This window comes from Geodermatophilus dictyosporus (assembly GCF_900115505.1).
In the GTDB taxonomy this organism is placed as follows: domain Bacteria; phylum Actinomycetota; class Actinomycetes; order Mycobacteriales; family Geodermatophilaceae; genus Geodermatophilus; species Geodermatophilus dictyosporus.
Genome location: NZ_FOWQ01000001.1, coordinates 275,142 through 297,704, shown reverse-complemented (window position 1 = coordinate 297,704; position 22,563 = coordinate 275,142). Strand labels below are relative to the sequence as shown.

Genomic DNA, 22,563 nt, shown 5'->3' with positions numbered 1-22,563 from the left:
GCGGGGGTAGCGTGGCCGCGCCCCAGCAGCCGCACCCCGAGGAGCCCGCCACGGTCACGCAGGAGGACGCGGTCGGCGCACCGCTGCGCACCTGGGCGGGCAACCTCACCTACCGGGCCAGGCGGGTGCACCGGCCGCGGACCGTCGCCGAGGTGCAGGACGTCGTCGCCCGCAGCGAGCGGGTCAAGGCGCTGGGCTCGCGGCACTGCTTCAACGACATCGCCGACACCACCGCCGACCACGTGCTGCTCGACGACCTCGCGCTGCCCGTCGAGGTCGACGACGCCGCGGGCCTGATCCGGGTGCCGGCCGGGATGCGCTACGGCGAGCTGGTGCGGGAGCTGGCCGGCCACGGGCGCGCGCTGCACAACCTGGCCTCCCTGCCCCACATCACCGTCGCCGGGGCCACCGCCACCGGCACCCACGGCTCGGGCAACCGCAACGGCTCGCTGAGCACGTCGGTCGCCGGCCTGGAGCTGGTCCGGTCCGACGGCGAGCTCGTGGTCCTCGGCCCGGACGACGCCGACCTGCCCGGCGCGGTGGTGCACCTCGGGGCGCTCGGCGTCGTCACGCGGGTCCTGCTGCGGACGCAGCCGACCTTCCGCGTGCGCACCAGCGCCTACCTCGGGCTGACGTGGGAGCGGCTGTTCGCCGACCTCGACGAGGTCACCGCCGCCGCCTACAGCGTCAGCGTGTTCACCGACTGGCACCGGGTGACCTCGGTGTACGTCAAGTCGCGCACCGACGAGCTCGAGGTCGCCCCGGAGGACTTCTTCGGCGCCCGCGCCGCGACCGAGCCGACCCACATGCTGCCGGACGCACCGGTGGAGAACCTCACCGACCAGCTCGACCTGCCCGGGGAGTGGCACGAGCGGCTGCCGCACTTCCGCACCGAGTTCACCCCCAGCCGGGGCGAGGAGCTGCAGAGCGAGTACTTCGTCCCCCGCGAGCACGCGCGGGCGGCCTGCGAGGCGCTGCGCTCGCTGGCCGGGCGCATCTCGCCGCTGCTGCAGGTCGGCGAGATCCGCACCGTCGCCGCCGACGAGCTGTGGCTGAGCCCCGCGCACGGCGGCGACGTGCTGGCGCTGCACTTCACCTGGCTGCCCGACCAGCCCGCGGTCACCGCCCTGCTCCCCGAGGTCGAGGAGGCGCTGCGCCCCCTCGGCGCCCGCCCGCACTGGGGCAAGCTGTTCACCACCGGCGCCGCGGAGCTCGAGCGGCGCTACCCGCGGATGGCCGACTTCCGCGACCTCGTCCGCCGGTACGACCCGCGCGGGGCCTTCCGCAACGACTACCTCGACCGGACGATCGGCCCCGCCTGACCCGCCGTGTCACATCCGCCGGCGCGGCGGTGCTCCGAGGACGTGGGGATCATCGGGCACGGTGGGAGCGCACCGGCGGCCGCGGCGCCGGCCGTCCTGTCCCGCGGGGGACGGCGAGGGCCGGACGGGCGGGCGGCCGGGCGGGCGCGACGGGAGGACGGCGGGACCGTGGCGGGAGGCGACGCCGTCCGGGCCGACCTCGAGCAGGTCTTCCGCACGGCCTGGCCCCGGGTGGTCGCCGTCGCCGCCCGCGTGGTGGGTGACCGGCACCGCGCCGAGGACGTCGCCCAGGAGGTGTTCCTCTCCTTCGCGCGCTCGTCGGTGCCGGCCGGGGAGGCACCGGGGTGGCTGGCCGTCGCCGCGGCGCACACCGCGCTCAACCACCTGCGCTCCGACCGCCGGCGGGCCACCCGCGAGGAGGCCGCCGGCGCCCCCGACCCCACCGCACCCGACGTCGCCGACGACGTCGTCACCCGCGACGAGCGGCGCCGCGTCCGCGCGGCGCTGGCCCGCCTGCCCCGCCGGCAGGCCGTCGCACTCGTCCTGCGGCACAGCGGCCTCAGCTACGCCGAGGTCGCCGCCGCCCTCGACCTCTCCCCCGGCAGCGTCGGCACCACCGTCCGCCGCGCCGAGTCCGCCCTGCGTGAGGAGCTGACCCGCCATGCGCCGCACCACTGAGCGCCACCCCTCCGACGGCACGCTGCGCCGTCTCGTCGACGAGCCGGCCGGCGTCGCCGACGCCGACCGCGAGCACGTCGCCGGCTGCCCGGCCTGCCTCTCCGGCCTGGCCGCCGCCCAGCGCGACGCCACGGCCGCGGCCGCCGCGCTGGGCACCGGCGGCCCCGCCGGCACGGGCACCGACGCCGCGTGGCACCGGCTGTCCGCCGCCGTCGCCGCCGGCCGCCCGCGTCCGGCGGCCGCCCCCCGACGGCGGTGGGCGCTGCGCCGGCCGCTGGTCGCCGGCCTCGGCGTGGTCGTCGTCCTCGCCGGCGGTGGGGTGGCCGCCGCCGGCGACTGGCTGCAGGTGTTCCGCACCGAGCAGGTCGCGCCCGTGACGGTCACCCAGGCCGACCTCGTCGCGCTGCCCGACCTCACCGCGTACGGCGAGGTGGAGGTGCTCGAGGAACCCGACGTCCGCGAGGTGCCCGACGCCGCCGCCGCGGAGGCGGCCACCGGCCTGTCCGTGCCGGAGGTGGCCGAGCTGCCGCGCGGCGTCACCGGCGAGCCGTCGTACCAGGCCGGCGGCCGGATCAGCGCGGTGTTCACCTTCTCCGCCGAGCAGGCGGCGCAGGCCGCCGCCGAGGCCGGCGAGCAGCTGCCGCCCCCGCCGCCGGGCCTCGACGGCGGGCAGTTCCGGCTGACCGCCGGACCCGGCGTCGCCGCGGTGTGGCCGAGCGCCAACGGCGTGCCGGCCCTCGTCGTGGCCCGCGCGGGCGCCCCGACCGGCGAGTCGTCGGGCATCCCGTTCGCCACCGCCCGCGACTACCTGCTGTCCCTGCCCGGCATCCCCGAGGACCTCGCCGCCCAGCTGCGGGGCTTCGGCGGCGCCGGGACGACGCTGCCGCTGCCGGTGCCCGCCGGCCTGGCCACCAGCGAGCCCGCCGACGTCGACGGGGCACCGGCCACCGTGCTCACCTCGCGCGACGGCCTGGTCGCCGGCGTGGTCTGGGTCGAGGACGGCGTGGTCACCGCGGTGGCCGGCTCCCTGGGCGCCGACGAGGTGCTCGCGGTGGCGCGGGGCCTGGACGGATGACCGCCGGTCCCGACCTCGCCGCGGCCCGCGGGCTGCTGGCCGGCCTGCCGCCGTCCCCGGCGGTGTGGTGCTCGGGCCTGCGCAAGCGGTACGGCCGGCGCACCGCCGTCGACGGCGTCTCGTTCACCGTGGGCCGCGGGGAGGTCCTGGGCCTGCTCGGCCCCAACGGCGCCGGCAAGACCAGCGTGATCAAGATGCTGCTCGGCCTGGTCCGCCCCGACGCCGGCGAGGTGCACCTGCTCGGCCGCCCCGGACGCGACCCGCGCGCCCGGGAGCGGGTCGGCTACCTGCCCGAGCTCTTCCGCTACCAGCCGTGGCTGACCGCCGCCGAGGTGCTGGCCCTGCACGTGCGGCTCTCCGGGGCGGCCGTGCCCGACGCCGAGCAGCGCGACCGGCTGGGCCTGGTCGGCCTGGCCGACCGCACCGGCGACCGGGTGGGCGGCTTCTCCAAGGGCATGCAGCAGCGGCTCGGGCTGGCCGTCGCGCTGGTCGCCCGCCCGGAGCTGGTCGTCCTCGACGAGCCGACCAGCGCGCTGGACCCGCTGGGGCGCGCCGACGTCCGCGACGTCGTCCTCGGGCTGCGGGAGGAGGGGGTCGCGGTGCTGCTCAACTCGCACCTGATCGGCGAGGTGGAGCGGGTCTGCGACCGGGTCGTCGTCCTCGACCGGGGGCGGGTGGCCGCCGCCGGCACCCTCGGCGAGCTGCTGGGCCGCCGCGAGCTGCGGTTGCGGCTCACCGGCGTGGGCGCCGACGCCGAGGCCCGGCTGGCCGCCGCCGGCCGGCTGACCCGCAGCGGGGAGAGCTGGACCGTCGAGCTGGCCGGCGACGAGGGCACCGCCGAGGACACCGCCGAGGACACCGCCGACGTGCCCGGCCTCGTCGCCGACCTGGTCGGCCTGGGCGTGCGGGTGCACGCCGTCGAGCCCGGGCGGATCACCCTCGAGGAGCGGCTGCTCGGCATCCTGCGCGGGGACCGGCCGTGACCGCCCGCACGGTGCTGACCCTCGCCGGGCTCACCCTCCGCGAGGCCGCCCGCCGCAAGGTGCTGCGCGCGCTCGCCGTGCTCACCCTGGCGCTGCTGGGCCTGTCCGCGTGGGGCTTCGCCAAGCTGGCCGGCCTGGAGTCGCAGGCCGGCGCGCTGACCAGCGGCGAGGTCCGGCTGGTCGCCTCCCAGCTGCTCAACCTGGTGATGTTCGGGCTGAGCCTGATCGCCGCGCTGGGCACCGCCTTCCTCGCCGGGCCCACGCTGGCCGGCGAGGTCGAGTCCGGCCAGGCGCTCGTGCTGCTGGCCCGGCCGGTGCGGCGCAGCGCCGTCCTGGTGGGCAAGTGGCTGGGGCTGGTCGCCTTCGGCAGCGGCTACGTCGTGCTGGCCGGGCTGGCCCAGTTCCTCGTCGTCCGGGTCACCGTCGACTACTGGCCGCCCCAGCCGGTGACCGGGCTGGCGCTGCTGGCCGCGCAGACCGCCGTGCTGCTCACCCTCGGCCTGCTGCTGGCGACGGCGGTCTCGCCGATGGCCTCGGGCGTGGTGGCCGTCGGGCTGTTCGGCGCCACCTGGATCGCCGGCGTGGTCGGCGGCGTCGGCGAGGCGCTGGGCAACGAGGGCGTGGCCCGGGTGGGCACCGTGTCGCGGATGCTGCTGCCCACCGACGGGCTCTGGCGCGGCGCCATGCACGCCTTCCAGGACCCGTCGGCGGTGCTGGCCGCGGGCGCGGAGTTCGCGGGCTTCCCGTTCCTCAGCGAGGCCGGGCTGACGCCGGCCTACCTCGCCTGGTCGGTGCTGTGGGTGGCCCTGGTGCTGGGGCTCGCCGGGACGGTCTTCGCCCGCCGGGACGTGTGAGCGCGGTTAGCCTCGCGGGTGTGGGGTTCAGCGTTCCCGACGCGCACCTGCTGGCGCTGCGGGCGCACGAGGGTCAGGTCGACCGGCACGGCCGCGACCACTACCTCGCGCACCTGCGGCCGGTCGCCGAGGCGCTGCGCCCGCACGGCCCGTACGCGGAGATGGCCGGGGTGCTGCGCGACGTCGTCGCCGACACCCGCGACCACCCCGAGCCCGACCGCCGCTACGACCTCGACCGGCTGCGCGCCCTCGGCGTCCCCGAGGTGGTGGTCGAGGCCGTCGACGCCGTCACCCCGCGCCCCGGCGAGCCCTACATGTCCGGGCTGATCCGGCGCTGCGCCGCCCACCCGCTGGGCCGGCTGGTGCTGCTGGCCGACAACAAGCACGACCTGGCGGTCAGCGCCGAACTGGCCCGGGTGGACCCGGACAAGGCCCGCAGCCTGCGCGAGGGCCGCTACCGCCCGGCCCGGCGGATCCTGCTGGCCGCCGAGGCCGCCGACCCGGTGCACGGCGGCCGCGTGCTCGTCTGAGGACCTCACCCGCCGGGTGCCGCGTCGAGCACCCGCACGGTGCCGTCGCCGAAGTTCGTGACCAGCAGCCGGCGGCCGTCCGGGGTGACCGTCACGCTGGTCGGGTCCTCGCCGGCGGGGACCCGCGCGGTGACGGCGCCGGCCGCGACGTCGACCACGCCGACGGTGCCGTCGTCGACGTTGGCCGTGTACAGGTGCCGGCCGTCGGGGGCCCAGGTGACGTCCTGCGGCCCGGCCCCGACGCCGGGCACGGTGCCCACGACGGTGTCGGTCGCCGGGTCGATGAGCACGACGTCGCCGCCGATGTAGTCGACGACCGCGACGCGGGTGCCGTCGGGCGAGAACTCCAGGCTGTGCGGCCCGTCCCCGACGGGGACCGTCGTCACCACGTCGTGCGACGCCAGGTCCAGCACCGTGACGACGTCGGAGAAGTGGTTGGTCACGTAGGCCGCGGACCCGTCGGGCGTGAAGGCGATCCAGTGCGGGGACGGCCGCACCGCGATCCGCTGCACCAGGGCACCGGTGGCCGCGTCGAGGACGTCGAGGTGGTCCTCGTCGAAGTAGGGCACGTAGAGCAGCCGCCCGTCGGGGCCGGTCGACAGCGCGTAGGGGCCGCGGCCCACCGGCACGGCGGAGAGGACCCGGTCGGTGGCGGTGTCGAGGGTGACGATCGCGTTGACGGTGTACCCCTCGTCGAAGGCGGCCACGTAGGCCCGCGCGCCGTCCGGCGAGAAGGTGACCATCTGCGGCGGCGCCTGCGGCACGGGGATCGTCGCGGTGGGCTGCGCCCCCTCGGCGTCCACGCGGAGCACCGCGCCGGCCACCGGGTCGGCGATGTAGCCGAACGCGCCGCCGGGGGCCAGCGCCAGGTGGTGCGGGGCCCGGCCGACGGCGACGGCGGGCCCTGCCACGGGGGTCGCCGCGCTGGCCGCCGGCCCGGCCGGCGCGCTCGCCCCGGGTGCGGGTGCCGGGCCCGCCGTCGCCCGCACGTCGGCGGAGTGCTCCCCGTGCGCGCCACCCCCGGCCGCGGCCGGGCTCCCGGACGCCTCCGCGGCCTCCCGCGTCCCCAGGGCACCGCCGCGCCACAGGAGGACGACGGCCGCCGCCGCCACGAGGACCAGTGCCGCGAGCCCGGCGACGGCGACCCGGCGGTGGGTGCGCCGGCGCCGGTGCCTGCCGTGGGAGGGGTGTCTGTCCACGGCCGCCCCCGTCGGTCACGCGGGTTCCGCATAGGCTCTGCGGACGTGCATCGTCGGGGCGTCCGAGCCCCACGACAAGAGGGGACGGCGCCGGGACCTGCGCTCCGGCCGTGTGCGGCGGGGGTGCACGGGTAGTTGCCCCGCACCGAGGGCGGCGCGCGAGGGGCCGGCCCTTCCGAGGACTGGATCCAGGGATGAGCGGCCTGTACACGAACGGCAACACCACGCACCGGTTCGGCAACACCGCCGTCCTGGCGGTGCAGACGGCCGACGCCAGCCGGGTGGTCACCTCCGACGCGCTCGACGACGCGCTGGCCGACACCTACCGCCGGGTGGGGCTGCGCCCGGGCCTGCTCGAACGCCTCGCCGGCATCCGGGAGCGCCGCTGGTGGGCCGAGGGCGTCACCTTCGTCGACGGCGCCGCCGAGGCCGGCGCCAAGGCGGTCAGCGAGAGCGGCGTCGACCCGGCGGCGATCGGCCTGATGGTCAACACCTCGGTCAGCCGCCGGTACCTGGAGCCCTCGACGGCGGTCGCGGTGCACCACCAGCTGGGCCTGCCGCGTTCCTGCCAGAACTTCGACGTGACCAACGCCTGCCTGGGCTTCGTCAACGGCATGGAGCTGGCCGCGGCGATGATCGAGTCGGGCATGGTCGAGTACGCCCTGGTCGTCAACGGCGAGGACGCCCGCCCAGTGCAGGAGCGCACGATCGAGCGGCTCAACGAGCCGGGGACCGTCTCCAAGGACGTCATCGCCCAGTTCGCCACCCTGACGCTGGGCTCCGGCGCGGCCGCGATGGTGCTCGGCCGGGCCGACCGGCACCCCGAGGGCCACCGCCTGGTCGCGTCGGTCAGCCGCGCCGGCACCGAGCACCACGAGCTGTGCACCGGCGACAACGACCTCATGCGCACCGACCTCAAGGGCCTGCTCGACGCCGGGCTGCAGCTGTCGCAGGACATGTGGGCCGAGGCCTCCGGCGAGGTCGACTGGGCGGGGATGGACCGCTACGTCGTCCACCAGGTGTCCAAGGTGCACACCCAGGCGATGTGCGACCGGTTCGCCATCGACCCGGCGCGGGTGCCCACCACGTTCCCGACCCGGGGCAACCTGGGCCCGGCGTCGGTCCCCTACACGCTGGCCGGCCAGCAGGACTCCCTCGCCGACGGCGACCGCGTGCTGCTCATGGGCATCGGCTCGGGCCTCAACGTCTCCTGCCTCGAGCTCGCCTGGTGACGACCCCCGACAGCCCGGCCCTGCCCCCCGACCTGCCGGGCCTGGACCCCGCCTGGTCGCGCACGGTCACCGTCGCCGACGCCACCGGGGCCAAGCACACCTGGCACGTCCTCGACAACGGCGTCGCCGACCCGGTCGGCACGCTGCTGTGCGTCCACGGCAACCCCACCTGGTCCTACCTGTGGCGGCGGCTGCTCGCGGCCGCCCCGCCCGACTGGCGGGTGGTCGCCCCCGACCAGCTCGGCATGGGGTACTCGGAGCGGCTGGGTGGTCCGCGGCCGCTCGCGCAGCGCATCGCCGACCTCGGCGACCTCACCGCGGCGCTCGGTGTCACCGGGCCCGTGGTCACCGTCGGGCACGACTGGGGCGGCGTGATCTCGCTGGGCTGGGCGCTGGAGCACCGCGCGGACCTGCGCGGCGTCGTCCTCGCCAACACCGCCGTCGCCATGCCCGAGGGCGACCGGGGCCCGCTGCTCATCCGTGCCGCGGACGCGCCCGGCGTGCGGGCGGCGGTCACCGTCGGCACGCCGGTGTTCGTCCGGGCGACGACGGCGCTGTCCCACCCGCCGCTGCCCGCCGACGTCCGGCGCGCGTTCGCCGCGCCCTACCGGACCGCGGCGCGCCGGCGGTCGGTGGGCGACTTCGTGGCCGACATCCCCTTCTCCCCCGGGCACCCCTCCCGCCCGGCGCAGGAGGCCGTCGCCGAGGGGATCCGCGGCCTCGGCGTCCCGGCGCTGCTGCTGTGGGGGCCGCGCGACCCGGTGTTCGGGGAGCGCTACCTCACCGACCTGCGCGACCGGCTGCCGCAGGCGCGGCTGCACCGCTACGCGGGCGCCTCGCACCTGCTCCCCGAGGACGCCCCGCAGTACGCGCGGGCCGTCGCGCAGTGGGTGACCGACCTCGGCTCGGACCCCGCCGGGCACCCGGCCCGCCCGGTCGGCGACGGCGGCCGCCGGCTGTGGTCGGCCCTGGAGGAGCGGTCGGGCGACGACGCGGTGGCGGTCGCGGAGGTGGGCGGCGCGACGGTGTCCTGGTCGGCGCTGGCCCGCCGAGTCCGCGACCTCGCCGCCGGCCTGGCCGCCGCCGGGGTCCGGCCCGGCGACCGCGTCGCGCTGCTGCTGGAGCCCTCGGCCGACCTCACCGCCACCGTGTACGCGGTGTGGCGGGCCGGCGCCGTCGTCGTCGTGGCCGACAAGGGCCTGGGCCTGCGCGGCATGCGCCGGGCGCTGCGCGGCGCCGCCGTCCGGCACGTCGTCGGCAGCCGCGCGGGCCTGGCCGCGGCCCGGGCCATGGGCCTGCCCGGGTCCCGGATCGCCGCCGGCCGGACCGGCGTCGGCCTCGGTGCGACGCACACGCTCGAGGGCCTGGCGGCGCTGGGCCGCTCGGCGCCGGTGCCCGCCGAGCCCCCCGTGGACGACGACTGCGCCGTGCTCTTCACCTCCGGCGCCACCGGGCCGGCCAAGGGCGTCGTCTACACCCACCGCCAGGCCGCCGCCCAGCTGGAGCTGGTGCGGGCCACCTACGGCCTGACCGGCGGCGACCGGTTCGTGGCGGCGTTCGCGCCGTTCGCCATCCTCGGGCCGGCGCTGGGCATCGGCTCCGCCGTCCCCGACGTCGACGTCACCGCGCCCGGGTCGCTCACCGCCCCCGCCCTCGCCGACGCCGCGGCCGCCGTCGACGCCACCGTCGTCTTCGCCTCCCCCGCGGCGCTGCGGCGGGTCGCGGCCACCGCCGGCGGGCTGTCCCCCGCGCAGCGGGCGGCGCTCGGCCGGGTGCGGCTGCTGATGTCGGCCGGCGCGCCGGTCCCGGCGGCGCTGCTGCGGTCGCTGCGGGAGGTGCTGCCCGCCGCCGATCCGCACACCCCCTACGGCATGACCGAGGCGCTGCCCGTCACCGACGTCTCGCTGGCCGGCATCGAGGCCGCCGGCGACGGGGAGGGCGTGTGCGTGGGCGCCCCGCTGCCCGGCGTCACCGTGCGGGTCAGCCCGCTGTCCCCCGAGGGCTCCGCCGACGGACCGCTCACCGACGCACCCGGCGTGACCGGGGAGGTCTGCGTCTCGGCCGCGCACGTCAAGGACCGCTACGACGCGCTGTGGGCCCTGGAGCGGGCGGCGTCGCGGGACCCCGGCTTCCACCGCACCGGCGACGTCGGCCACCTCGACGCCGAGGGCCGGCTGTGGGTCGAGGGGCGGCTGCAGCACGTGGTGACCACGGCCGCCGGGGTGGTGACCCCCGTCGGCGTCGAGCAGCGGGTGGAGCGCCTCGACGGCGTCGCCGCGGCCGCGGCCGTCGGCGTCGGACCGGCCGGCGCGCAGGTCGTCGTGGTCGTCGTCGTCCCCTCGGGGCGCCACGGGCGTCCCGCGCGCCGGCGGGCCGGGCTGGCCGGCGCCGGGCTGGCCGACGAGGTGCGCGCGGCCGCCGGCGTGGAGGTGGCCGCGGTGCTCACCAGCCCGCGCCTGCCCGTGGACGTCCGCCACCAGTCGAAGGTCGACCGCGCCGAGGTGGCCCGCCGCGCCGCCCGGTTCCTGGCCGGCGCCCGGCCGTGAGGGTGCTGGTCACCGGCGCCAGCGGCATGCTCGGCCGGGCCACGGCCACCGCGCTGCTCGAGCGTGGCGACGAGGTCACCGTCCTGCAGCGCCGCCCGTCGGGGCTGCCGTGCGCCGAGGTGCTCGGCGACGTCGCCGACCCGGCCGTCGTGCGGCGCGCGGCCCACCGGCAGGACGCCGTGCTGCACCTGGCCGCCAAGGTCGACGTGACCGGGCCGTGGGCGGAGTACCGGCACGCCAACGTCGAGGGCACCCGGGCCGTCGTCGCGGCCTGCCGGGCGACCGGCGTGGGCCGGCTGGTGCACGTGTCCTCCCCGTCGGTGGCCCACGCCGGGACGGCGCTGGCGGGGGTCGGCGCCGAGCCGGCCGACCCGCGGCGGGCCCGCGGCCGCTACTCGCGCAGCAAGGCGATCGCCGAGCTCGACGCGCTGGCCGCCGACTCCCCCGACCTGGCGGTGCTCGCCGTCCGGCCCCACCTCGTGTGGGGCCCGGGCGACACCCAGCTGGTCGGTCGCATCGTCGAGCGCGCGCGGGGCGGCCGGCTGCCGGTCGTCGGCTCGGGCGCGGCGCTGGTCGACACCACCTACGTCGACAACGCCGCGGCGGCCCTGGTCGCCGCCGTGGACGCGTGCGGCTCGGTGCACGGCGAGGCCCTGGTCGTCTCCAACGGGGAGCCGCGCCCGATCGCCGAGGTCCTCGGCCGGCTGTGCCGGGCCGCGGGCCTCCCCGGGCCGCGCCGCCGGGTGCCCTTCGTCGCGGCCTGGGTGGCCGGCGCCGCGGTCGAGGCGGTCTGGGAGGCGACCCGGCGGCGCTCGGTGCCGCCGCTGAACCGGTTCCTCGCCGAGCAGCTGGCCACCGCGCACTGGTTCGACCAGCGCCGCACCCGGGCCGCCCTCGGGTGGCGGCCCGCCGTGTCCCTCGAGGAGGGCTTCGCTCGGCTGGCGGCCTGGTACGCCGCCGGCCCGGTGTCGCCGGTGTCACGGCGGACGGGTCTTCCCCCGAGCCGCTGAGCGCGGTGAGCTGGCACCACCGCGCGTACTCCGGCTACGGTCGACGGCGTGTGATGCGGCTCACAGAGGGGGCACCCGTGACCACCACGACGACGACACCGCCGCGGCCGCGCCCGGCGATCGGCCGGCGAGCCGCGGACGCGGAGCGGGCACCGCGGGACACCCCACAGGGCGTCCCGGTCGAGGGTGGCGAGCCGGTCACCCTGCCCACCACGCGGGGCATGGTGCGCGGCGTGGCGGCCACCTTCGCGCAGCCGCGGCCGCTCGCGCGCGAGGCCGTGCGGCTGGGGCGCGACGCGCTGCGCATCCTGCGCGGCACCGACGAGATCGCCCCGTCGCCGAAGGACGCCCGCTTCGCCGACCCCGCCTGGTCGCTGAACCCGGGCTACCGGCGGCTGGTCCAGTCCTACCTGGCCACCACGGGGGCGCTCGACCGCCTGGTCGAGGACTTCGCGGCCGGCGGGGCCGACTGGCGCGAGGTCGAGCAGGTGCGCTTCCTCTTCAACGCGCTGACCAGCGCCATGGCCCCCACCAACACCCTGCTGGGCAACCCGGCTGCGCTCAAGCGGGCCTTCGACACCGCCGGCCGCAGCCTGGTCCGCGGCGCCCGCAACGCGCTCTCCGACCTGGTGCACAACGGCGGGATGCCGTCCCAGGTCGACCGCAGCGCCTTCACCGTCGGCGAGGACCTCGGCGTCACCCCAGGAGCCGTCGTGTACCGCGACGAGATCGTCGAGCTGATCCAGTACACGCCGTCGACCCCGCGGGTCCGGACCCGCCCGCTGGTCATCGTGCCGCCGCCGATCGGCCGCTTCTACTTCCTCGACCTCCGCCCGGGCCGCAGCCTGGTCGAGTACGCGGTCAGCCGGGGCCTGCAGGTCTTCATGATCAGCTGGCGCAACCCCACGAAGGCGCAGTCGGAGTGGGACCTCGACACCTACTCCGGCGGCGTGCTGAGCGCCGTCGACGCCGCCTGCGAGGTCACCGGCTCCCCCGACGTCACGACGCTGGGCCTGTGCGCCGGCGGCCAGGTGATGACGACGGCGCTCAACCACCTCGCCGCCCAGGGCGACGAGCGGGTGGCCGCCGCCGGCTACGCGGTGACCCTGCTCGACTTCGCCAGCCGCGCCCCGCTGGGCGCCTTCTCCGGTCCCCGGCTGCTCGACGTCGCCCGGCGCAACTCCACCCGGCAGGGCGTCATCACCGCCCGGCAGATGGGCTCGGTGTTCACCTGGATGCGCCCCGACGACCTGGTCTTCAACTACCTGGTGCGCCAGTGGCTGATGGGCGAGGACCCGCCCGCGTTCGACATCCTCGCCTGGAACGCCGACGGCACGAACCTGCCGGCGAAGCTGCACGAGCAGTTCCTGGAGATCTTCTCCGCCAACGCGCTGGTCCGGCCCGGGGCGCTCACCGTGTTGGGCACGCCGGTGCACCTGAGCCGGATCACCGTGCCCACGTTCGTCACCGGCGCGCTCACCGACCACCTCACCCCGTGGCACGGCTGCTACCGGACCACCCAGCTGCTGTCGGGACCGAGCACCTTCGTGCTGAGCTCCAGCGGCCACATCCAGAGCCTGGTCAACCCGCCGGGCAACCCCAAGGCCCGCTACTGGACCGGCGGTGAGCCCGGGCCGGACGCGCACGCCTGGCGCGCGGCGGCCGAGGAGCACACCGGCAGCTGGTGGGAGCCCTGGTCGGAGTGGGCGATCGAGCGCTCCGGCGACGAGGTGCCCGCGCCGGAGACCCTCGGCAGCGCGGTGCACCCGCCGCTGGAGCCGGCGCCCGGCTCCTACGTCCGCGACCGGGTGCCCGCCCGCACCTGACCGGTCAGGACGCCCGGCGCTCCCGGTCCACCAGGGCCCGCAGCTCGGCCGCCATCAGCCGCGGGTACTGCAGCGGCACGAAGTGGGTGGCCGGGACCGTGCGCAGCCGGGCGCCGGGGACGGTCCGCGCCGCGGCCGCGACGTCGGCGACGTCGACCAGCGCGTCGTGGCTGCCGGCCACGAAGGTGACCGGGCAGCGCACCGCCCCGACGTCCAGCGGTGCGTGCTCGGCGACGGCGAGCACCAGGTGCCGGAACCAGCGCCAGTCGTGCCGGGAGAACTCGCGCAGCACCGTGTAGAGGGCCGCCGGGTGCCCCGCCTCCCGCGCCGGGCCGCGCACGCCGTCCGCGGTGAGCAGCTCCGGCCACGGCGGCAGGCTGCCCACGAACACCGGCAGCAGCGGCCCGACCAGCGGCAGCAGCCGGCTGCTCAGCCGCCCCGCCGGGGTCCGCAGCCGCCGGGGCACGCCGAGCGGCGCGAACAGCGCGGAGAACGACCCGCCGGGCACCCCGGCGACGGCCAGCAGCGACCGCACCCGGTCGGGCTGCTCCAGCGCGAGCTCGAACGCCACGTTGACCCCGAGCGACCAGCCCACGACCGTGGCCGAGGACAGGCCGAAGGCGTCGAGCACGGCACGGGCGTCGTCGGCGTGGTCCTCCACCCGCACCCGGTCCCGGTCGGCCGGGCGCTGCGAGCCGGCCAGCCCGCGGTAGGACCAGGTCACCACCCGGAAGCCGCTGTCCGGGCCGACCAGCCGCGGCCACGCCGCCGCCGGCGCGCCCAGCCCGTTGCACAGCAGGACCGGGACACCATCCCCGTCGCTGCTCCAGGCGCGCAGGCGGGTGCCGTCGGCAGCGCGGACCGTGGTGTGGCCCGTCCGACTGCTCAGCCGAAGGCCTCCTGCATCCCCTCGGACGCCGACCCGGTCTGCGCCGAGGCCGTCGGGGCCGGCAGGTCGGCCCCCTGCTCGTGCGGCACGGACGCCGTCTGGACGGCGACCACCGCCGGGTCGACCCGCATGACCGCGTACCCGGCCACGGCGCCCGCCCCGAACCCGGGCGCGAAGACCCGCACCGGCCCGCTGATCACCCCGTCGCGGACCGCGTCGTGGATGGCCAGCGGGATGCTCGCCGAGGACGTGTTGCCCACCTGCTCGATGTTGAAGTAGAGCTGGTCGGCGGTGAGGCCGGCGCGCTCGGCCAGGCCGATGACCATCGTCTTGTTCGCCTGGTGCGGCACGATCAGGTCGATCGCGTCCATCAGCGACCCGTCGCGGCCGTCGGGCGCCGGCAGCTGCCCCAGCTCGTCGATCATCTGGGACAGGTAGCGGCCGGCCAGCGCCTTCACCTGCGGGCCGAACACCGTGATGTTGTTGTCGAACTCCGGGTTGGGCCAGAGGATCGAGTTCACCTCGCTGGCCGGGCCGCTGGCGTAGGTCTTCATGTAGTCGATGTCGCCCTCGGCGCCCTCGGGGGCCGGGCCGACGACCAGCGCCGCCGCGCCGTCCCCGAAGATCATCCGCGACGTGCGGACGTTGCCGATCTTGTCGGAGAACTTCTCCACGCAGACGACGAGGACCGGCCGCTCGACCTCCTGCAGCATCCGCACGGCGTCGGCGACCCCGTAGGGCATCCCGGCGCAGGCGGCGATGACGTCGTACGCGGCGTAGACCTGGTGCATGCCCAGCTGGCCGCAGAGGTAGGTGGCCAGTGACGGGATGAGCCGGGAGCTGGTGCAGGTGCAGACCAGCACGGCGCCGATCTCCTCCGGCTGCCGCCCGGACTTCTCCAGCGCGGCCTCGGCGGCCTGCAGGGCGAGGTCCTCCAGCGGGAGCGAGCTGTACTCGCGCTGCTCGATGCCGGTCTTGGCCGAGATCTCCTCGGCGCTCATCGGCGACCAGTTGTAGGCGGTGTTGCGGATCAGGTCGTCGTTGCTGCACACCTGGTCGCCGTGCACCGCGGCCAGTGCCTCGATCCGTGGCTGCACCGAGAACCTCCGGCGCACGTCGAGCTCGGGGTAGGGCCGCACGGGCGGGCGGGACTCCCGCGGTCCGGCGACCTGCCGCGGCGCATCGCCGGCGCGCAGCCGGCGCAGGAAGGCCCGCACCTCCTTGTCCCGCGGGTGGAAGGCGACCACCCAGTCGTCGTCGCGCATCTGGCTCGCGTCGGCCAGCTCCACCTGCGACCGGTCCCACGGGTACTGGTTGTGCAGCACCATGGCCCAGCGGTGCAGCGCCTCGAGCTCGGGGACGTCCTCGGAGACGTCGAGGATGTCGGTGTACTCGTAGACCGGGAAGTCGGGGTCGTAGCCGCGCAGCCGGAAGGTCAGCGCGCCGGGTTGCTCCAGGAACTCCGCGACCGTGGGCTTGACCGCCGGCAGCGTGGAGGCGTGGTTGCGCCGGTTGGCGAAGACGTCGAACAGGATCTGGAAGATCCGGTCCTCGCAGCCCTCGTTCCACCGTGACGGCAGCGTCGGGTAGGCCTCCTGGACGCCGGTGACCTTCGCCTCGCCGTCCTCCCAGGGCTCCAGGACGGGGAGGAAGACGTCAGGGCGGGTCCGCGGGAGGTCGCCCCAGCGGGTCGGCCGCTTGTCGTACATGGTGATCGAGAAGCGGTTGGCCCAGAACAGGTTGAGCGCGAGGTCCCGCATCAGGTCGTACCGGCTCTCGTAGGCGCCGGTGCGCACCCGTTCGAGGATCTCGGTGCCGCTGGGGGCCTTGGTCTCGAAGTCACGCCGGATGACGCTGTCGAGCTGCTCGAGCGTCTCCATGGTGGAGAAGTCCAGCTCCGGCATGATGTTCGAGGGGAACACCATGCGGCCGTGCCGGTTCAGGACGAACGCGTTCACGCCGTGTCCTCTCAGGTCGGGGTGGTCAGGTCGTGCCGGCTCGCTCCATCCCGCGCTCCACGGCGGCGACGAGGCGGGGCCGCAGCTCGGCGGCGGGGACGATGTCGTGCACCGAGCCCATGCGCCGGGCGCGCTCGATGTCGTGCACGGCCTCGAACTCGGCGGCGACCTCACCGAGCTTCTCGGAGCGGACGGCACTGCGGACGGTCGCCAGCTGCGAGCGCAGGTGGGCCTGCTCGACGCCCTCGGCCGACCCGACGGCCGCCTCCAGCTCGCGCACCCGCGGGTCGGCGGCGGTGCGCTTGTCCACCTCGCGGGAGAACACCACCGCCGCGGCCGGGGCGCCGCCGATCACCGAGGCGTAGGAGCCCTCGACGGCCAGCACCTGCATGTTGTCGTTGAGCACGGCGGAGAAGACGACGAAGGCGCCGCCGTGGTAGCGGGAGACCACGCAGAACACCACCGGGCCGTCGAAGTTGGTGATCGCCCGGCCGATCTCCGCGCCGTACTCCAGCTGCCACTTGCGCAGCGACTCCGGCGACCCGTCGAAGCCCGACAGGTTGGCCAGCACGACCAGGGGGCGGTTGCCGCTGGCGGCGTTGATCGCCCGCGCCGCCTTCCACGACGAGCGGGGGAACAGCGTGCCCGCCGTCCACTGGTCGGGTCCGTCGGCGGGGTGGCTGCCGCGCCGCACGATCGGCCGCGACTCGATGCCCAGCACGGTCACCGGGTGCCCGCCGAGGTGGGCGTCGAGGACGACGGCGGTGTCGGCGTCGGCCATGCCCGCCCACCGCTCGAGCACCGGGTGGTCGGCGTCGGTGACCGCCCGCATGACGGTGCGGATGTCGAAGGCCTTCTTGCGCTCGGGGTTGGCCTCGGCGGAGAAGACGTCACCGACGGTGGTGAAGTCGCTGTCGGGGTGGCTGTGCGGGAAGGAGCGCACGTCGCGGTCGACCGGGTCGCTGGTCGGCGCCGACCGGGGCCAGCGCTCCCCCGGCGCCCGGTAGGCGTGCGCGTAGTGCCGGAACAGCACGTCGAGCGCGCCGGTGAGGTCCGGCGCCCAGTACTGCGCCTGGCCGTTGGGGCCCATGACCCGGTCGTAGCCGCCGATGCCGAAGTTGTCCTCCGCCGACACCCCGCCGGAGTAGTCGAGGGAGTGCTTGCCGGTGAGCACCATCGCGCTGTCCGGCGTCATGACCAGGATGCCCTTGGTGTGCATGAGCATCGTGGCCTCGGCGTTCCAGTAGGGCTGGGCGCCGACGTTGATCCCGGTGACGACGACGTTGATCGCGCCGCCGGCCTGGGTGAACTCGATGATGCGGCGCAGCGCGCGGGAGACCCAGTCCATGTTCTCCGTGCCGCTGTCCATCGAGATGCGGGCGCCGGACGACAGCGCGAACCACTCGACCGGGATGCCGTGCTCCTCGGCCAGGTCGAGGGCGGCCACCACGCGGGAGCACTCGGGCTCGGACACGGTGCCCAGCTGCTTGGTCGGGTCGCCGAAGAGGGCCACCCGCGTCATGCCCTCCGGGTAGCGCGCCGTCGGCGTGGTCACCAGCCCGACGACGATGCCGGCTCGGTTCTGCCCCGGCGGGCGCTGCACCGGGACCAGCCGGCCGCCGTCGAGGTCGTGCTCGACGAAGGACCCGTCCGGCCCGGCCAGCAGGGTGGCCAGCTCGTAGGGGTAGGGCGCCCCCCGGGCCCGCGAGCTGAGCACCTTGGCGGTGTAGTCGTCCAGGGGCCGCAGCGGCTCCCTCGGGCGGTCGGTGACCTGCATCCGCACGCCGGTGCCCGGGCGGTTGGAGAAGCGCACCGCCACCTCGCGCGGCGGCCGGCCCTCCTCCTCCTGCAGGCGGGCCAGCAGCACGATCTGGTCCAGGCCGGCGCCGACGGTCAGCGGCGCGGCGGTGCGCGCGAACTCGGCCACCTCGGCCAGCGGCACCTCGATGGAGGGCCACGCGTAGAGGTGGACGCGGTTGTGCTCCAGCGGCCGCCGGGAGCGCCGCAGCGACTGCGCGCGCCGCAGGCCGTCCAGGCAGGAGGTGAGCTGGCGCTCCACCGTCGGGTAGCCGACGACCGCGCCGCTCTCGTCGCGCACCGGGGTCAGGTCGCGCACCTCGGCCATGGCGATGAACCGCTCGTCGTCCGGGTTGTCCCGCGCCGTGACGTGCAGCAGGTGGGTGTCCTCGGGCGAGGGCACCCGCTCGCCGTCGAACTCCTTCAGCCGCCACAGGTCCAGCCGCTGGGCGGTGAGCGGGTGCAGCCCGCGGATGATGCGCTCCTCGGCGAGCCGGCCGGCCTCGCCCGGGCGGTAGGTGAGCGTCTCGACCTCGCCGTCGGGGGTGCAGACGCTGACGGTCACCCGCCGGCCGGTGCCGAGCGCGGGGACCCCCTCGAGCACGCCGCGCAGGGACTCGGACAGCTCGTCGTCGTCGGCCGGCCGGTCGGGCCAGTCGACGTAGAGGTCGACGACCGCCTGGGTGGGGTCGGCGACCCCGGCCAGCGCGCCGACCACCGACTCCAGCGCCTGCGGCAGCCGCGCGGCGGCGGTCATCAGCGCCAGCAGGTGCAGCCGCCGGCCACCGAGGTCGTAGTCGGCGGTGACGCAGGTGTCGCCGTCGAGCAGCGTCGAGCGCACGTCCTCGAGGCTGCGGCTGCGGTAGTACCGCCGGGTGAGCACCTCGAGCACCGGGTCGGGGACGGCGGTCGCGCGACCCAGGCGCTGCGCCAGCAGGCGCATGAGCGGCTCGGGGCTGGCGACCAGCGCCTCCATCCGCCGGATGCTCTCGGCGGTGTCGCCACGCGCGCCGGCCTCGTCCAGCTCGTCGAGCAGCCGCGCGGCCCGATCGAGCACCTCCTGCCGGGCGGCCCGCACCACCGGCTCCTCGAAGTGCCGGTAGCGGACGGCGCGCGCGAGGTCGCCGAGGGCGGGGTGGCGCAGCTGGGTCGCCACGACCAGCCGGTCGAGCACCTCGCCCACCTCCCCGCGGGCGGGCCCGTCGGGCAGCCGGTCGGCGGTCAGCCAGCGGTCGAGGAGGGCGGAGACGGCGGGCAGCTGCTCGCCGACGCGCTGCTGGGCGAGGAAGAGCCGGTGCACGGCCTCCTCCAGCGCCGGGGAGGACTCGAGGTCCTCGACGCCGTAGTGGGCCAGGGCGCGCCGCAGCCGGGCGCGGAAGGTCTCCGGCAGCGCCTCCCGGTCGGCGTCCAGGGAGTGCAGGTAGGCGTGGAAGTACTCGCGGGGGCTGTGGACCTGGGTGTCGGCCTCCTCCTCCGCGCTGGCCGGCCGGTTGCGCGAGAGCTCGGCGACGTCGGCGAAGGTGACCAGCACGTCGAGCTCGGCGGCCAGCAGCTGCGCGTCGTCGGCCGGGAGCTCGTCGCGCGCGGCGGCGTACTCGGCGACCAGCCGCCGGGCGTGCCCGCCGCTGACGTCGTAGCCGGTGACCAGCGCGCGCAGCGCCGCCAGCCGGGCCAGCGCCCGCGCGCGCGGGTCGCCGTCGGGCGTCGTGGCGTCCTCGGGCAGTGCGACCCGCTCGCCGGCGGCCTCCTCGGCCTCGCCGCCGGCGCGGTCGAGGGCCAGCAGCGGGGCGCCGGCGTCGACCTGGCTGTTGACCGCGGCACGGACCTCGCGGACCCGCCCGGCGAACGGCGCCCGCACCGCCGTCTCCATCTTCATCGACTCGAGGACCGCGACCGGCTGGCCGGCCTCGACCTCGTCACCCGGTGCGACCCGGACGGCGACGACCACGGCCGGGGCGGGCGCGCGGACCAGCCCGCCGACGTCGCGGCCGACCCGGTGGGTCTCGCCGTCGACCTCGACGAGGGTGGATCCCGGAGCCTCGACGGCGACCACCGCGTGGCGCCGCCCGCCGACGGCCAGCCGGGTCTCCAGCGGGCCGAGCCGGTCGACCTCGACGTCGACGACGCGGCCGTCGAGCTCGACCCGGTGCCGGTCGCGGTCGACCGTGGCCACGGTCAGCCGGTACACCTGCCCGCGCAGGCCCAGCTCGATGGTGCGGCCGACCTCGTGCGGCGCCCGGGGCCGGCCACCGCGCGCCGAGGCGAGGAACGCGAGCCGCTCCCGCTCCTCCTCGGCCTCGGCCAGGTCGACGGCCACCTGCACCAGCGCCACCCACGCGCTGGCCGACGGCCGGGGGCCGCCGGTGCCGGTGCGGTCGAGCCACCCGGTGTCGGCGGTGCCGGCCACGACCTCGGGGCGGTCGAGCAGGTCGAGCAGGAAGGTCTTGGTGGTGGTGCCGCCTCGCAGGACGACGGTGGTCTCGCGCAGCGCGCAGCGCAGCCGGGCCAGCGCCTCGGGGCGGTCGCGGCCCCACGCGATCACCTTGGCGATCATGGAGTCGTACTGCGGCGGGACGACGTCGCCGACGCTCAGGCCGGTGTCCACCCGGACGCCGGGGCCGGTGGGCATGCGCAGCAGCTCCACCCGGCCGGGGGCGGGCGCGAACCCCTGCTCGGCGTCCTCGGCGGTCAGCCGGGCCTCGACCGCGTGCCCGGTGGCCGGCGGCGGGGTGCCCTCGAGCCGGCCGCCGGCGGCGACGTGCAGCTGCAGCTTGACCAGGTCCAGGCCGGTGGTGGCCTCGGTGACCGGGTGCTCCACCTGCAGCCGGGTGTTGACCTCGAGGAAGGTGGTGAGCTGCTCCTCGGGCTGGTAGAGGAACTCGACGGTGCCCGCGCCGACGTAGCCGGCGGCCCGCACGAGCGCGACGGCGGACTCGCGCAGCGCGGCGTCCTGCTCCGGCGTGAGCGCCGGCGAGCTGGACTCCTCGAGCACCTTCTGGTTGCGCCGCTGCACCGAGCAGTCGCGCACGCCGGGCGCCCAGACGGTGCCGTGCTGGTCGGCGATGACCTGCACCTCGACGTGCCGGCCGCCCTCGACCAGGCGCTCCATGAACACGCTCGCGTCGCCGAAGGTCCGCTGCGCCTCGGCCTGCGTGCGGGCCAGTGCCTCCTCGAGCTCGGCCGGGTCGCGGACGACGCGGATCCCGCGGCCCCCGCCGCCGCTGCGGGACTTGACGATGAGCGGGTAGCCGATGGCCTCGGCGTGCCGCCGGCCGTCCTCGGGTCCCTCGACCGGGCCGTGGCTCCACGGCGCCACCGGGACGCCGACCTTCTCCGCCAGCACCTTGGCCTCGATCTTGGCGCCGAGCAGCCGCATGGCCTCCGGCGGCGGGCCGACGAAGGTGACGCCGAGCTCGGCGCACAGCTCGGCGAAGGCGGGGTCCTCGGCGACGAAGCCCCAGCCGACCCACGCCGCGTCGGCGCCGCTGGCCCGCAGCGCCCGGCGCAGCTCGGCGTGGTCGAGGTAGGGGTTGACCGCGCCGGTGTCGGCGAGCTGCACCGCCTCGTCGGCGGCGCGCACGAAGGTGGCGCGCCGCTCGGCCTCGGTGTGCAGCGCGACGACACGGGTGCGCGTCCCGTGCTCGGCGTCGAGCTCGCGCACCGCGCGGATCAGCCGCAGCGCGGGCTCCCCACGGTTGACGACGGCGATGCGGTCGAACACCCGGTCCCCTCCCTCGGTGGTGGTCAGCGGTCCTGCGGCGGCTACATGTCCAGCCCGCCGTTGACCCCCCAGACCTGCCCGGTGATGTAGCCCGAGGCGTCGGCGGCGAGGAAGTGCACGACGCGGGCGACCTCCTCCGGCTCGCCCAGCCGGCCCAGCGGGATCTTGGCCTTGAGCCCGTCGAGCACCTTGTCCGGGACGCTGTCGAGCATCTCGGTGGCGGTGTAGCCCGGCGTCACGGCGTTGACGGTGATGCCGAGACCGTCGGTCCTGCCGGAACGCTGCACCTGCATGGCGGCCTCGCGGGCCAGCGTCTTGGTCAGGCCCAGCAGCCCGGCCTTGGCCGAGGCGTAGTTGGCCTGGCCGATGCCGCCGGTCTCGCCGATGACCGAGGAGATCATCACGATCCGCCCGCTGCCCCGCTCGAGCATGTGCTTGAGCGCGGCCTGCGACAGGTAGAAGGCCCCGGAGAGGTTGACGTCGACGACCCGGCGCCAGTCGTCGTCGGTCATCTTCAGCACGGTGCGGTCGGCGGTGATGCCGGCGTTGTTGACCAGGACGTCGAGCCGGCCGTGCTTCTCGATGACCTCGGTGATGGTGCGCCGGCAGTCGTCGGGGTTGCCGATGTCGCCCTTGTGCACGGAGAAGCCCTGGTCGGGGAAGTCCTCGCAGAACTGCTTGCGGAACCGCTCGGCCGCCTCGTCGTTGCCGCTGTAGCCGGCGGCGACGTCGGCGCCCTGGGCGGCCATGCTGCGACAGATCGCCGCCCCGATCCCCCGGGTCCCGCCGGTGACGAAGGCCACCCGGCCGGAGAGCTTGTCGCCGGTCCTGCTGGTCCGTTCCTGGGTCGCTGTCACCGGGTCCTCCTGGGGCTCGGGCGCGGGCGCCTCGTTGTCCTGGACCGGAGCCGGGGTCGCAGCAGACCTCGGTGCTCCGGCATCGG

15 protein-coding genes are annotated in these 22,563 nt (G+C 76.5%); 10 read left to right on the top strand and 5 right to left on the bottom strand.

Features of this window, described 5'->3' with window-relative positions; translation table 11 throughout:
• Positions 1 to 11: 11 nt before the first annotated feature.
• The 6 genes from BMZ33_RS01370 (at position 12) to BMZ33_RS01345 (ending at position 5,442) form a co-directional block, all read left to right on the top strand.
• A complete protein-coding gene (locus BMZ33_RS01370) occupies positions 12 to 1,322 on the top strand; it encodes a D-arabinono-1,4-lactone oxidase (protein WP_169063739.1) in 1,311 nt (436 codons plus the stop codon).
• Positions 1,323 to 1,490: 168 nt separating this feature from the next.
• Positions 1,491 to 2,000 carry a sigma-70 family RNA polymerase sigma factor gene (locus tag BMZ33_RS01365; RefSeq protein ID WP_091107008.1) on the top strand — a complete coding sequence of 170 codons (510 nt, stop codon included), beginning with the start codon at positions 1,491 to 1,493 and terminating at the stop codon, positions 1,998 to 2,000.
• Positions 1,984 to 3,075, top strand: a complete 1,092-nt coding sequence (locus BMZ33_RS01360) for a hypothetical protein (RefSeq protein WP_091107007.1) — start codon at positions 1,984 to 1,986, stop codon at positions 3,073 to 3,075. The genes BMZ33_RS01365 and BMZ33_RS01360 overlap by 17 nt, the downstream gene beginning before the upstream one ends.
• Positions 3,072 to 4,058: an ABC transporter ATP-binding protein gene (locus BMZ33_RS01355; RefSeq protein WP_091107005.1), complete on the top strand. Its 987-nt coding sequence runs from the start codon at positions 3,072 to 3,074 to the stop codon at positions 4,056 to 4,058. The genes BMZ33_RS01360 and BMZ33_RS01355 overlap by 4 nt, the downstream gene beginning before the upstream one ends.
• Positions 4,055 to 4,912 (top strand): ABC transporter permease subunit, encoded by an 858-nt coding sequence (locus tag BMZ33_RS01350; RefSeq protein ID WP_091107003.1) that lies wholly within the window; start codon positions 4,055 to 4,057, stop codon positions 4,910 to 4,912. Before BMZ33_RS01355 ends, BMZ33_RS01350 begins: the two co-directional genes overlap by 4 nt.
• A gap of 20 nt (positions 4,913 to 4,932) precedes the next feature.
• Positions 4,933 to 5,442, top strand: coding sequence for a phosphohydrolase (locus tag BMZ33_RS01345; protein ID WP_091107001.1), 510 nt, complete (start codon positions 4,933 to 4,935; stop codon positions 5,440 to 5,442).
• A gap of 5 nt (positions 5,443 to 5,447) precedes the next feature.
• On the opposite strand, the gene BMZ33_RS01340 is transcribed toward BMZ33_RS01345, so the two are convergent.
• On the bottom strand, positions 5,448 to 6,641 hold the full coding sequence (locus tag BMZ33_RS01340; protein WP_091106999.1) for a cytochrome D1 domain-containing protein: 1,194 nt from the start codon (positions 6,639 to 6,641) through the stop codon (positions 5,448 to 5,450).
• 194 nt (positions 6,642 to 6,835) lie between these two features.
• On the opposite strand from BMZ33_RS01340, the gene BMZ33_RS01335 reads away from it, so the two are divergent.
• From BMZ33_RS01335 to BMZ33_RS01320, 4 genes are all read left to right on the top strand, one after another.
• Positions 6,836 to 7,873 (top strand): 3-oxoacyl-ACP synthase III, encoded by a 1,038-nt coding sequence (locus tag BMZ33_RS01335; protein WP_091106996.1) that lies wholly within the window; start codon positions 6,836 to 6,838, stop codon positions 7,871 to 7,873.
• Entirely contained in the window at positions 7,870 to 10,419 is a 2,550-nt protein-coding gene (locus BMZ33_RS01330; RefSeq protein ID WP_169063738.1) for an alpha/beta fold hydrolase, read from the top strand. The genes BMZ33_RS01335 and BMZ33_RS01330 overlap by 4 nt, the downstream gene beginning before the upstream one ends.
• Positions 10,416 to 11,429, top strand: a complete 1,014-nt coding sequence (locus BMZ33_RS01325) for an NAD-dependent epimerase/dehydratase family protein (RefSeq protein WP_091106994.1) — start codon at positions 10,416 to 10,418, stop codon at positions 11,427 to 11,429. The genes BMZ33_RS01330 and BMZ33_RS01325 overlap by 4 nt, the downstream gene beginning before the upstream one ends.
• Positions 11,430 to 11,506: 77 nt before the next feature.
• On the top strand, positions 11,507 to 13,255 hold the full coding sequence (locus BMZ33_RS01320) for a PHA/PHB synthase family protein (RefSeq protein WP_091106992.1): 1,749 nt from the start codon (positions 11,507 to 11,509) through the stop codon (positions 13,253 to 13,255).
• 4 nt (positions 13,256 to 13,259) lie between these two features.
• On the opposite strand, the gene BMZ33_RS01315 is transcribed toward BMZ33_RS01320, so the two are convergent.
• Genes BMZ33_RS01315 through BMZ33_RS01300 form a run of 4 tightly spaced genes read right to left on the bottom strand, consistent with a single transcriptional unit; the run spans position 13,260 to position 22,477 of the window.
• Positions 13,260 to 14,093, bottom strand: coding sequence for an alpha/beta fold hydrolase (locus BMZ33_RS01315; RefSeq protein WP_244524230.1), 834 nt, complete (start codon positions 14,091 to 14,093; stop codon positions 13,260 to 13,262).
• A 47-nt stretch (positions 14,094 to 14,140) separates the two neighbouring features.
• Entirely contained in the window at positions 14,141 to 16,102 is a 1,962-nt protein-coding gene (locus BMZ33_RS01310; RefSeq protein ID WP_091106991.1) for a 3-oxoacyl-ACP synthase III family protein, read from the bottom strand.
• A 25-nt stretch (positions 16,103 to 16,127) separates the two neighbouring features.
• Positions 16,128 to 21,620: an ATP-binding protein gene (locus BMZ33_RS01305; RefSeq protein WP_091106988.1), complete on the bottom strand. Its 5,493-nt coding sequence runs from the start codon at positions 21,618 to 21,620 to the stop codon at positions 16,128 to 16,130.
• Between the two features lie 41 nt (positions 21,621 to 21,661).
• A complete protein-coding gene (locus tag BMZ33_RS01300; RefSeq protein WP_091106986.1) occupies positions 21,662 to 22,477 on the bottom strand; it encodes a 3-oxoacyl-ACP reductase family protein in 816 nt (271 codons plus the stop codon).
• Positions 22,478 to 22,563 lie beyond the last annotated feature (86 nt).

Coding starts and splice junctions, on each gene's coding strand:
- BMZ33_RS01360 (WP_091107007.1), top strand. CDS start 1,984: ATGCGCCGCACCACTGAGCGCCACCCCTCCGACGGCACGCTGCGCCGT.
- BMZ33_RS01355 (WP_091107005.1), top strand. CDS start 3,072: ATGACCGCCGGTCCCGACCTCGCCGCGGCCCGCGGGCTGCTGGCCGGC.
- BMZ33_RS01335 (WP_091106996.1), top strand. CDS start 6,836: ATGAGCGGCCTGTACACGAACGGCAACACCACGCACCGGTTCGGCAAC.